The 11546-nt window shown below is 42.8% G+C and carries 12 protein-coding genes and 1 pseudogene; 1 reads left to right on the top strand and 12 read right to left on the bottom strand.

The window, feature by feature from the left end:
* Positions 1 to 11: 11 nt before the first annotated feature.
* Positions 12 to 155 carry a family 1 glycosylhydrolase gene (locus tag MJB10_RS08165; protein WP_314803323.1) on the bottom strand — a complete coding sequence of 48 codons (144 nt, stop codon included), beginning with the start codon at positions 153 to 155 and terminating at the stop codon, positions 12 to 14.
* Positions 104 to 1093 (bottom strand): glycoside hydrolase family 1 protein, encoded by a 990-nt coding sequence (locus MJB10_RS08160; RefSeq protein WP_314803321.1) that lies wholly within the window; start codon positions 1091 to 1093, stop codon positions 104 to 106. The genes MJB10_RS08165 and MJB10_RS08160 overlap by 52 nt, the downstream gene beginning before the upstream one ends.
* A 233-nt stretch (positions 1094 to 1326) precedes the next feature.
* Here MJB10_RS08160 and MJB10_RS08155 point away from each other — a divergent pair.
* Positions 1327 to 1470, top strand: a pseudogene (locus tag MJB10_RS08155) (ABC transporter permease subunit); the annotation flags it as partial.
* 420 nt (positions 1471 to 1890) lie between these two features.
* Here the strand turns inward: MJB10_RS08155 and sigK are convergent.
* From sigK to MJB10_RS08105, 10 genes are all read right to left on the bottom strand, one after another.
* Entirely contained in the window at positions 1891 to 2469 is a 579-nt protein-coding gene (gene sigK, locus MJB10_RS08150; RefSeq protein WP_397386618.1) for an RNA polymerase sporulation sigma factor SigK, read from the bottom strand.
* 395 nt (positions 2470 to 2864) lie between these two features.
* Positions 2865 to 3521 carry a GntR family transcriptional regulator gene (locus MJB10_RS08145; RefSeq protein ID WP_314803319.1) on the bottom strand — a complete coding sequence of 219 codons (657 nt, stop codon included), beginning with the start codon at positions 3519 to 3521 and terminating at the stop codon, positions 2865 to 2867.
* A gap of 78 nt (positions 3522 to 3599) precedes the next feature.
* A complete protein-coding gene (locus MJB10_RS08140; protein WP_314803318.1) occupies positions 3600 to 4631 on the bottom strand; it encodes a Gfo/Idh/MocA family protein in 1032 nt (343 codons plus the stop codon).
* A 1-nt stretch (position 4632) separates the two neighbouring features.
* A complete protein-coding gene (locus tag MJB10_RS08135; RefSeq protein ID WP_314803317.1) occupies positions 4633 to 5499 on the bottom strand; it encodes a sugar phosphate isomerase/epimerase family protein in 867 nt (288 codons plus the stop codon).
* An 18-nt stretch (positions 5500 to 5517) separates the two neighbouring features.
* Positions 5518 to 6348 (bottom strand): phosphoenolpyruvate hydrolase family protein, encoded by an 831-nt coding sequence (locus tag MJB10_RS08130; protein ID WP_314803315.1) that lies wholly within the window; start codon positions 6346 to 6348, stop codon positions 5518 to 5520.
* A 15-nt stretch (positions 6349 to 6363) separates the two neighbouring features.
* Positions 6364 to 7593 (bottom strand): Tm-1-like ATP-binding domain-containing protein, encoded by a 1230-nt coding sequence (locus tag MJB10_RS08125; RefSeq protein WP_314803314.1) that lies wholly within the window; start codon positions 7591 to 7593, stop codon positions 6364 to 6366.
* A 35-nt stretch (positions 7594 to 7628) separates the two neighbouring features.
* Positions 7629 to 7985: a cupin domain-containing protein gene (locus tag MJB10_RS08120; protein WP_314803313.1), complete on the bottom strand. Its 357-nt coding sequence runs from the start codon at positions 7983 to 7985 to the stop codon at positions 7629 to 7631.
* Between the two features lie 32 nt (positions 7986 to 8017).
* Complete coding sequence (locus MJB10_RS08115) at positions 8018 to 8848, bottom strand: carbohydrate ABC transporter permease (RefSeq protein ID WP_314803311.1); 831 nt, start codon at positions 8846 to 8848, stop codon at positions 8018 to 8020.
* Positions 8845 to 9798: a carbohydrate ABC transporter permease gene (locus MJB10_RS08110; protein ID WP_314803309.1), complete on the bottom strand. Its 954-nt coding sequence runs from the start codon at positions 9796 to 9798 to the stop codon at positions 8845 to 8847. Before MJB10_RS08110 ends, MJB10_RS08115 begins: the two co-directional genes overlap by 4 nt.
* A 32-nt stretch (positions 9799 to 9830) precedes the next feature.
* The gene (locus MJB10_RS08105; protein ID WP_314803307.1) at positions 9831 to 11192 is read right to left on the bottom strand and encodes an ABC transporter substrate-binding protein; all 1362 of its coding nucleotides are present in this window, start codon (positions 11190 to 11192) and stop codon (positions 9831 to 9833) included.
* Positions 11193 to 11546: the final 354 nt, after the last annotated feature.

Here is an 11546-nt window from a genome sequence, read left to right as displayed (position 1 = left end):
TTTGACATTTGTTACAGGATTTCCCCATTGGTTTTAATAACCCTTTTGTACCAATATCCGGATTCCTTGATGGTGCGCTTCTGTGTGGCAAAGTCCACATGCACTAACCCCAGACGCATGGAATAACCCTTCTGCCATTCAAAGTTATCCAGCAAGGACCAATGGAAGTAACCTCGGACGTCAACACCGCGTAAATATTGATCCCCAGGAAATCCATAGGCTGGCACATCATCTCCAGGTCGCCATCCTCGATCTCAGGCATGTGGGCCCCATGTGTATCCCACATACTTTGCGGATAATGCCCGAAGATGATGGGCTCGTGAAGCATGGAGACCGTAAATTTGTCTGGGATATTGGTTCCGAACATGTATTGCTGAGCAGCTTCAACATCCTCGGCCCGATCGGAGTATGGCGAGGCATATCGGCCATTGGATGCACACCCTACGATATTGGGAAGCTTAGAGGCAGAGCGGATTGCCATTACTGAGTTTCCGTGGGCTCTCATGGAGTTATGTGCAATCTGTAGAGTTTCCTTCCAAGAAAGCTTCAATCCGGGAGCCATCGAACCTTCATAATGCCCATAGTAGATGTAACAGAGCGGTTCATTTTGTGTCATCCAATATTTCACTCGGTCACCAAGTCGTTTGACGACAATCTTTGTATATTCACCGAACCATTCGGCTACATCCCGGTTTAACCAACCCCCCAGCTTGTACAGCTCATAAGGGAAATCCCAATGGAATAAGGTAACATAAGGCTCGATCCCGTTCTCTAACAGCTCATCTACCAATCTATCATAGTTAGCAATTCCTTCTTCGTTGACCTGTCCTACTCCATTGGGAATAATCCGTGGCCAGCTGATGGAAAGGCGGTATGCCTTAATTCCTAGTTCCTTCATAATTGCGATGTCTTCTTTATACCGATTATATTGATCACAGGCTGTATCCCCGTTATGACCATTGAATACTTTGCCTGGCGTCTTACAGAAGACATCCCATATTGATAATCCCCTTCCGCCGCTGTAAGCAGCACCTTCCACTTGATAGGCAGCGGTCGCTGCCCCCCATACAAATTGATCTGGGAATCTGCTCATCTCTCTCTTCCTCCTAATATGATGGTTGTGTATTTCCGCTAATTTAAATGTAGCATGTGGAGAAAGGAACATCCTATAACGGAATTTAAAGATCGGTACGCTTCCCTCAAGATGACCATATTTATCGCAAATCTTGGTCAATTTATCTTGAATAAACACCATCAATGTTGTAAATTGTCGCTTTCGACACAATCCGAGCAAGTTACAGCTGGCTGGGGGAACGGTTATCTTTCTTTCTCTCAGCCATCACTGGCGTAGATCCTCCACTTTACTTATCAGCAAAAATGGATGGCGCCAGTCGTTTCAGACAAATCTGGCACATCACACTGCCAGACATCAAGAATGTCATTATCGTCCGTCTGATCCTGCGAATCGGTCGGTCTTGCTGACCAACCGACTGGCCAAGCTCTAAAAATGGCCACCACCTTCTCAATCAAGAATATTGTAGAAAAGATTGTGATCAACTATCATACAGGGGGTGTAAAATGCATACAGGCTCCGAAAAAAACGGAAGCCGCTTTGCCGGTTAGGACAAAGCGGCTCACCGCGCTAGCTGTTTACAGAAGTAAACAGACATTCATTTCCCAATCCGATCCTGCCGACACCAGCAAGTTGATCAAGGAAATATGCTATTAATATTTTCTGGTTATATCCAATTTCTTTCTAATGATTCCCAAAAAAGAGAACTGACAAATAATTTACATGGAGTTCTGTATTCTTATTTTTTCTCGTTTCCAGTATGGTGATTCTAAAATCCTTCAAATTAAAAATAAGATCTATTCGAAGTAATACCCTTATTACCGCTTCGCCTTATAAAACTCATGATACAACTTCATGAGCGCCCTTTTCTCGATCCGCGAAACATACGAACGCGAAATCCCCAGCTCCTTCGCAATCTCCCGCTGCGTCTGCTCTTCTCCACCTAACTCCAATCCAAATCGACCCACGACAACTTCCTTCTCACGGTCGTCCAAAATCTCTAGATTGCGAAAAATCTTCGACTTCTCAAACTTCAGCTGCACCGCGTCCACCACATCGTCTGCCTCACTGCCGAGGATTTTGATCAACGTAATCTCGTTCCCCTCTTTGTCCGTTCCGGTCGGATGATGAAAAGACACATCTTTCCGTGTTTTCTTCAAGGAGCGCAGATGCTTCAAGATCTCATTCTCGATACAACGTGCTGCAAATGCCGCCAGCTTGGTCCCTTTGTTCGTGGAAAAGGATCCGATAGCTTTGATCAATCCGATCGTCCCAATGGAGATCAAATCTTCCAAATCTTCGCCCGTATTGTCGGATTTTTTGAGGTTGTGGACACGAAGCGATGTAAACAATCTTTCAACTATACCCGTTACTTTAATAAAAACGGAAAATAGGATCTACCTCGAAGTAGATCCTAGACTATAGTTCTTCGTTTACGAAATTTCGTAAATCTTTGTAACTTCGCCAATAACCATATCAGGTTGCAACTTATCGCAAGCCGCGTTGCAGTAACCAAGAACGGTAATATATTAAGAATTGAGCTCTTTAATAAATACACGCTATTGATACTGCCGATCAGTTGATCTCACGCGCGGTATCGGTCATACTCGCTCCAAGTGGACGGTTGGTTGGTAATCGAGACCATATTCTAATTGGTGGATAAGTGTGACCGCAGACATCATCTCACTCGCCATATCGTTAAATTGTGTACTAGTCAAATGCAACGCCTCCTGATGGAAGCGCATGTTTTTTTCTTCAATATTACGCTCAAAGCGATTTTTTAAATTACGAATTATTCGGGAAGACGTGAGATGACATCTTTCATCACGTTATCAATATGTTCTTCCATAAACTTAGCAGCCACATCTGCGTTACGTGTTCTTATCGCAAATTCAATACTTTCCCTTTCGAATTGTGCCCTACGAACAACAGCATCATTTTTATTAGCCATTTGTCTAATAATTAATATTTGTGTGTTCATGGAAGACATGATGTGATAGAGAATTTCATTCCTTGAACATTTTAGCAATTTATCATGGAATTGTGTATCATACTTCGAATATGAGGAAAGATCATTATCTTTGGCAGCCGTAGCCGATAGGTGTACAAGTTCAGATATCTCAGCTGCTTCTTCTTCTGTCATATACGCAATCGCTAAGCGAATCGCCATAACTTCAAGTGATTTTCTTACTTCATACAAATCCCTAACTTCTTTAGGTGAAAACTGCCTTACGAAGTTTCCGCGATAGGGAATTTCCGTAACGATTCCTTCTTGTGCAAGACGATTTATAGCTTCCCTTATCGGTGTTCGACTTACGCCGAGCCTCTCCGAAAGCTCCTTCTCATCCAACTGTTTTCCCGGTTCGAGTTCACCGGAAACAATCCCGCTTAATAAACTATTATAGACTTCCTGCCTCATTGGTTGTTTTTCTAACTTCCCTACTAACATCGTCGCTTCCCGCCGATCTCTAAAATAATTATATATGTATATTATAACTCATAATATACAAAATACAATATTTCAACCTTAGATGACCCTAGTTTTACCATTGGACAATAAGGCAGCTTCATACACTTTCATAACCTCTAGGGCAAATTCCAAAGATCCTCGCTCTGCTTGTCTATTCTCCAGTACGCAATCACAGAAATACTTCATTTCTCCATACATGCCTTGCGTAAATATGGCTTTATTCTCCAGTGTCGCCAAACAATTTTGCGGCTCCCATATAACAGCGCCGGAATCTGTACCCTGAGGAATGTAATTGTGGGTACTTTCATAATCAAACGGGATTCCCCTTTGCAATTTAACGCGTAAAGAATTTTCAATTTCAAGGTGCCAGGATTCCCCGAAAAAACGGTATGATTCAATCGGTTGAGGACCGGAAGCGAAGTGAAAATTACCTGCAACGCCGTTAGCAAAATCCAATAGGCATACGCCTCTTCCACTCGCGTTGCGGCGCACAGTTACCGCTTCAACTTTTCCGCTAACGGCAATAAGCAACGACAAGGGGTGGATACCATTGGCGAGCCAGTTTACATAACTACCGCTATCCAGAACTTCCTGCCCGTTATCAGGTATGGTCATCGGATAAACAGCCAAACTGGAATGATGCTGACCGTATTGCTCGGAATTTACGATCTCAATTGCTTTTTCCGTAGATGGCATAAATGCTTTTTTATAACCAACAACTGCTGTATGGCCATTCTTTCTTGAAATCATTTCCTCAACTTCATGTACTCGCATCGCAACCGGTTTTTCCATCCAGACACTAATGCCCCTATCAAATGCATCCATGGTCAATTTAGGATGCAGCTGGGGAGATACACACAGGAATACAGCATCTAATTCTTCTTCCCCATACATTCTTGCAGTATCACTATAATGCCGACAACCGAATTGCAAGGCTGTCAACTTAGCTAGATCCTCGTTAATATCGCAAACTGCTGCAATTTGAACAGGCAAATAATGCATAGCAGGCAAAATATTACGATAACTATGCCGACCTAGACCTACAATTCCTATCCTCAAACGCTTCGTAAATTCCCTTTGATAGGTCATCTTAGCATACTCCTTTTATATGTTTTCGGAGATAATCCAGATCTCGCTTTGCCACTTCATCATAATTGTAACCTGGCTTACGAACGCCATGCGATGGATTTATGCAAATTATAGGACTAACCCCATCCGTTACTGCTTGTTGTGTCATTGGAATAACCGGCCAGGTTGCGTCCTCCAAGCTGGAACTCCAAGCGAGAGAATTGTCATTTTCTCCTTGTTGTCCGCCTTTCACATGATAGAACCCGATGTATGGAGCAAGTGCTTCATACACCTGTAAGGAGGGATACGTACCCATCTCCCATAAATTCTGTACGTCATATGTCAAATAAACGCTATCCTTACGATTCAATTCATCGAAGAAGGAAATCATTTCCTCGGGATTCGAAAAGATACACTGATTGCACTCATTTTCAATCGTTACCTCATAACCGTGACCACTTATCCAATCAATAGCTTCTCTATACAGCGGTATCAACCATGGATGATGCTCTTTCACGTATGCCGTACAATCGGAGAATAAGCTGCGTTTGCTTGAGCGTGCTGCAAGTAAACGAATGACGGTTGGTTTTAGAATACTGGCAGTTTCAAGAAGTTGTTCAATCTTATCTACAGATTTCGCTCTGAATGCCTTTTCACCTATTTCTATATCATCTTGAAATAACTCGGTTGAAAAGCAATAGACTGACATTTCTCTATCCTCAATCGCTTTTGCAGCCTCTTTTGCTTCAGCGACAGTGAGATCAATAAGTGATTTACCGAAAATTTCGTTCTTTAAATCCAGAACAGTGATTCCCCAACTCTTCTGCGTATTTAGGGATTCGATAAAGTCGGTTCCTGCCATGAAATTAAGCATCGTTACTTGTACCATCTACGAGATCCCCCCTCGTCACGACATGCTAATCCTTTTAAACTTACTTACCTGATCAGAAATTGCCGCTTCTGTAGGCAGCCGTTCAATGCTCGATGCTCCGAAGAACCCAACAACACCTTTCGTTTGGCCGAGTACATAAGCAGCATCTTCAGGTTCTGAAATCGGTCCTCCATGACAAATAACGATAATATCTGGATTAATGGATTTCCCCGCATCATGAATTCGTTGCACAATATCAATAGATTCCTCTAGTGTTAGTGCGGTTTTTGCTCCAATCATCCCTTTCGTAGTCAGTCCGACGTGAGCGACGAGCATATCCGCACCGGCCTTAGCCATGGCCACAGCATCTTCTTCATTAAAAACATAAGGAGAGGTAAATAAATCCAACTCATGCGCTTTGCGAATCATATCCACTTCTAACGCATACCCCATCCCTGTCTCCTCCAAGTTTTGGCGGAAAACACCATCACATAAGCCAACTGTTGGAAAATTTTGAACACCACTAAATCCCGATCTTTTCAAATCTTCTAAAAACACATCCATGTTCCGAAAAGGATCCGTTCCGCAAACCCCTGCAAGAACCGGAGTGTCTTTCACGATCGTGAGGACTTCCCTCCCCATTTCCGTTACAATCTGATTGGCATCCCCATATGGCATTAAACCCGCCAAAGAACCGCGACCAGCCATACGGTATTTTCCCGAATTATATATGATTATTAGATCGACTCCGCCATCCTCTGCGCTCTTTGCTGATAACCCCGTGCCTGCTCCAGCACCTATGATTGCTTTATTTTCGTGAATCTGACTTTTCAATCGTCTTACTATTTCTTGTCTTGAGATTGCCATATAAGAATCCTCGCTTCATTCATTTGAATTTCCTTCCATAAGCCGAATCATGGTAGTTGCAATTAGAGTAGCTACAGAAGGATCATTGATATCAAAATCTGTTTCGATAAAAGGTATCTCTGGTTTTAATGTCGATTTTAAACTGCTATATAAGGCCTCTCTTTGCTCTGGGCCATGGAATGCTTTGGAAGGTAAGTCTAGCAACGACACCCCTCCTTTTGGGAAGATAACCACCGTTTTGTTCGAAGCTTGATTTAATTTTTCTGCCAAAATCGTACCAAGCCTTCTATTTTCTTCTTCCGTTGTTCTCATTAGTGTTGTAGTTGGGTTATGTTGATAGAATTGCCTATCCTTGAATTGGGCTGGAATCGTTTCAGTTTGCCCGAAATTTACCATATCCATAGCGCCTACAGACACCACCTGAGGGATATCTGCTCTAGCGCCAGCTTCCAACCGATGAGGTCCTGCGCTGAAAATACCGCCCACCAATTCGTCAGCGAGCTCCGTCGTTGTAATGTCGAGTACGCCTTTAATATACCCCGCGTCGATCAGTTCTTCCATCGCCATTCCACCTGCTCCCGTTGCATGGAACACGAGCAGATCGTAGCCTCTAGTTTCTAATATTTCTCGAACCCTTGTCACACAAGGTGTCGTAACGCCGAACATCGTCATGCCTAAAGTTACACGTTCTTCCTGGATGGACGATTCCGCTTGTATTTCTTTGACCATGCCAGCAAGAGCGTAGACAGCATTGCTTAAAATTCGACGTGAAAGCTTGTTGATTCCTGCAATATCGACGACAGAATACATCATGGTTACATCTTTCACTCCGACATACGGCCGTGTATTTCCAGAAGCAACCGTGGACACGAGCAGCTTCGGAATGCCTATAGGAACAGCTTTCATAGCAGCTGCGCCGACAGTCGTACCCGCAGTTCCCCCCATCCCGAATACACCCCCAACCCTGCGTTCGCTAACCAGACGCTTCAGGATTTGAAAAGCTCCTTCTGCCATTGCAGTGACTGCCTTTCCGCGATCATTGATTTGGCGGAGTTGTTCGAGCGTGGTGCCAGCAGCAACTGCAACTTCCTCAGCCCGAATATCGGGCTCAAACAAAGGCGTATCCAGTACACCCACATCGATAATAAGCGTTGGAATGCCAAGTCTCTCCAGCCCTTCTTTCACAAAACGGAACTCTATCCCCTTCGTATCCAGTGCGCCAATCAATACGGCATAGTTGGTCATCCTTATTCCTCCATTCGAGTTCGACAACTACGTTTTCATTCGCCGATCGTCTGTCTGTCAGGTGCTGAATATGTAATGATCATTCTGCATGGTTCCCAGCCAACTACAGTGGCATTGTGTGACACATCCCTTGGAATTCTGAGCATCATGCCTGGTTCAAGATGATACTCCTCGTCACCTAGTGTGTGGATGCATTCGCCGGATAGCACAAAGATATACTCTTCACAATTGGGATGCCTATGTCTTGGATTCGAAGTACCCGCATGGATATAGACAACACCAAACGTCATTTCGCATTCTGGATCAATTTCTTGACCACAAAGCCATTGAATTTTACCCCATTCCATATCCTTTACGTGTGTGCCAACTCTTAAATCTGTTACTGTTGCCATCGTCTCTTCACTCCTATGTTTGTTTTAAATTCTTAACCTTTTTGTGCACCAGCCACAACACCTTCAATAAATTGTCTTTGAAAAAGGACATACACAAGTACAATTGGAATCATGGAGATGACAGAACCTGCGAAAATAGCAGAATAATTCGTGTTTTGCTCCGTTTGAAACGCACCTAAACCGACAGCTATTGTAAATTTACTTGGATCAATTAGAATAACAAGCGGGAGCAAATATTCATTCCACATGCTCATAAAGCTAAATATCACCAATGCAAGTACGCCAGGTTTGGCCATTGGCAGCATAATGGAAAGGAATGTCCTCCATTCGCCAGCGCCATCTACATAAGCAGATTCCCGCAGCTCCCTAGGCAAATCACGAAATGTGTTCCTCATTAAAAAAATTCCAAAAGGTATCCCAAGCCCCACCATGGAGAAAATGACTCCCCACAACGAATTGACTAACCCTAAGCTTTTTAATTGATAAAATAACGGAATGATGATGGTTTGGGTCGGCAAGGTAAGACCAATTAAAAATAAATAAAATACCAAATCCCTTCCCTTAAATGAAATCTGAGCAAGCGCATATCCTGCCGCAGATCCCACAAAAACGACTAGTATTAATCCGAAGAAAGTGACATAGGCCGTATTGTACAAGTATTTTCCGAAGTGTCCTAATTCCCAAGCGCTTATATAATTGTGAAAAGAAAAGGATGTTGGCAAACCGAATGGATAATTTAATATGTCCGTATTCGATTTTAAGCTCCCCAAGATCACCCAAATGACCGGAGTAACCAACATGATCAATAGTATCGTTAGTACGGTCCGCAGCAGGAGTTGACCATATTGAAGCTTTTCAGTCATGAACTCTCCCTTCTTTCCCTTACATAGTTGAATAGAACGGTAACCACAATGACGATAAGGGCCAATATTACACTGCCTGCTGCGCCATAACTGACTTTAAACATACTAAAAGCTGCTTTGTATACATAGGTAGCAACCACCTCACTTTTATAAAAGGGGCCTCCCTGCGTGATGATCCACACCATTGAAAAGCTTTTCAATGAATTGATAATAATCATACTAATGACTAAATTCATGATGTTTCGTAACGATGGCAGTGTAACATGAAAAAATTTATCTGTTTTGCTAGCTCCGTCGATGTCAGCCGCTTCGTACAGCGTATAATCAATGGATTGAAGCCCCGCTAAATATAAGACCATATAAAAACCGTAGGCCACCCATATGCTGGCAACTACGAGTGAAGGTAATACGGTCACGGGGTCCCCTAGCCAGTTAAGCGCCATTTGAGGCAGGCCTACCATCTTCAATAACGCATTGATGGGGCCAATAAATGGATCATAAATTTTACCCCAGATGACAGCAACGACAGGCAATGAAAGGACAGCCGGCAAATAAAAAGCAGACCGGAAAAACATTCTCCCCTTTTTCAAACTAGAAATCATAATGGCAAGAATCAGGACGGGGAAAATAACCAGGACACACTCCAGCAGTACCCAAACAATATTATGGAGCAGCGCATTGATAAAAATTTGATCTTTGATAACTGTCGTATAGTTCTGAAGACCAACGAAATTCATATGTTCCGTGTTCCCATTCCAATCGAAAAAACTGAGTTGAACTGCTTTTACGATCGGATAAAGGATAAATACACCATAGAAAAACAAGGCCGGTAATAAAAAGGATAAAACGGTAACCATTTTTCTCCATGCAACTGCATGAGATCTACGCTGCACAATCACAGTTCTTTCATCCCCCTCTCCCGCGAGGGAAAGGGAATTAAGATGACTCATCTTATTCCCTCCTTGTGCCCACTAATCAGCTGCTATTTGCTCTTTGTTAATTTAAATCCGGCACTAGCATCCTTGTCAGCACCAGCTTGAATGTTCGCCATTGCATCCTTTGGTTTCACAAGTCCGCCAATGATACCTTGCAGGTTTTGATAATAGGCACTTTTCGTCTCAGCTCCGATGAAAACGCTCGGATTATAAGCGGCTCCTTGCTCAATCGATTTAATTGCTTGTTGAAGAAGCTTACCTACCGGTGGATTACTTCCGAATGCTTTAGAGGCAGAAATGGAATTGGAATTCGGATCTTGCCCTAAGAATTTTGCATAATCGTTCGAAAGGATGAAGTTAATCCATTTGACGGAGAGATCAACATCTTTCACTTTGGCCGGAATAACCCATGAATTAGCCGGGCCTCCTGTCGGTAACGTACTTTCACCAGCTACAAAGGAAGGTAAAGTGAACATGCCAACATTCTCTTCTGCTTTTTTCGCAATAATATCCGTAATAAACCAAGTTCCTATCGCGATCATCGCTTGCTTCTTATCTAAAAATCTTGCTTTTGCGTCATTATCCGAAATCGTTACGGATTCTTTATCGATAAAGCCTTGCTTAACCCAATCGCCTAAAGTTTCAACCGCTTTTACATAAGCATCATCGTTCCACTTCGCTTGGCCATACAACACTTTGTCGACCGTTTTATGTCCGGCAGTAGCTTCTAGAATGTTTCCAAATAACCAACCGCTTGCGAATCCATCTCTTGCTCCGACGGAGATTGGGGTCATTCCGGAAGCTTTAATCTTTTGCAACGCGTTCATGAAATCCGTGCTCGTTTTAGGAACTTCGATCCCCAGATTCTGGAAGATATCCTTGTTATAATAGATTTCAATCGCATCAATCGCATTCGGAACTTCGAATATTTTGTTGCCAGAGATGTAGTTATAAGCGCCTGGATTTAATTTATCAGCCCAACCGTTCTTCGCGTAGAAGTCATCCAGCTGCATAATGAGATTGGCTCCTGATAGTACCGCGACTCTGCCTGGCCCCGAGCTGATATTTATCGCATTGGGGAGATCCACGCCTGAATTTAATAAGGTTGTTATCTTACCGCTCTCTACTTTATTGTCCATTTCAACGAATTCCAATTTATATCCAGGGTTTACCTTTTCAAACAAGTCTTTAATTTTCTTGTTATTCTCTTTATCCACGTCATTGACAGCTGCCGCAATGACTACTCGCACAACTTTTGTGACAGCGCTTTCTTTTTCGCTCGGTTTAGATGAGTCTGATGCTGTTGTTGCCGGGGCTGAAGTACTTGAACTTGTATTGCTAGTACCACATGCCGTAATCGTGACCACGACTAGAAAAAGCGTTAATAAAATACCCATTGATTTTTTCATTCGCATTTTCCCCCAGGATTTAATTTATTGGTTGACTATTAGCCAAACTTTTCAACGAAAACATGTTTCTTTGTGATCAACGACTTGAAATCGACTCCCTGACCCAGCTTCCAAAAACAGTAATTGATTTGAGTATGTATTAACTTTACTCTTTCCTCTCACCTCCAGATTTAGCTCCATGCCAATCGTGAATATATTGTATATTGTATAATCTTTGCATGTTTATCTTAGCATTGGTCATCCCAATTGACAAGTATTTATTTCCAAATTTTTATACGTCAGCTTCTATAGATGCTTGACTATAAAAAAACCGGTGTGCGTTATCCGCATACCGGCTTCTCCACTATCTTCAGG

It is taken from the genome of Paenibacillus sp. MBLB1832 (assembly GCF_032271945.1).
Lineage (GTDB): Bacteria > Bacillota > Bacilli > Paenibacillales > NBRC-103111 > Paenibacillus_E > Paenibacillus_E roseopurpureus.
Note: the sequence above shows the minus strand (reverse complement) of the source record. Positions and strands in the feature narration are given on the sequence as shown.

Bases quoted from the DNA above. Each gene is read 5' to 3' on its own strand.
- MJB10_RS08160 (WP_314803321.1), bottom strand. From the start codon at position 1,093: ATGAGCAGATTCCCAGATCAATTTGTATGGGGGGCAGCGACCGCTGCC.
- MJB10_RS08145 (WP_314803319.1), bottom strand. From the start codon at position 3,521: ATGTTAGTAGGGAAGTTAGAAAAACAACCAATGAGGCAGGAAGTCTAT.
- MJB10_RS08140 (WP_314803318.1), bottom strand. From the start codon at position 4,631: ATGACCTATCAAAGGGAATTTACGAAGCGTTTGAGGATAGGAATTGTA.
- MJB10_RS08135 (WP_314803317.1), bottom strand. From the start codon at position 5,499: ATGGTACAAGTAACGATGCTTAATTTCATGGCAGGAACCGACTTTATC.
- MJB10_RS08130 (WP_314803315.1), bottom strand. From the start codon at position 6,348: ATGGCAATCTCAAGACAAGAAATAGTAAGACGATTGAAAAGTCAGATT.
- MJB10_RS08125 (WP_314803314.1), bottom strand. From the start codon at position 7,593: ATGACCAACTATGCCGTATTGATTGGCGCACTGGATACGAAGGGGATA.
- MJB10_RS08120 (WP_314803313.1), bottom strand. From the start codon at position 7,985: ATGGCAACAGTAACAGATTTAAGAGTTGGCACACACGTAAAGGATATG.
- MJB10_RS08115 (WP_314803311.1), bottom strand. From the start codon at position 8,848: ATGACTGAAAAGCTTCAATATGGTCAACTCCTGCTGCGGACCGTACTA.
- MJB10_RS08110 (WP_314803309.1), bottom strand. From the start codon at position 9,798: ATGAGTCATCTTAATTCCCTTTCCCTCGCGGGAGAGGGGGATGAAAGA.
- MJB10_RS08105 (WP_314803307.1), bottom strand. From the start codon at position 11,192: ATGAAAAAATCAATGGGTATTTTATTAACGCTTTTTCTAGTCGTGGTC.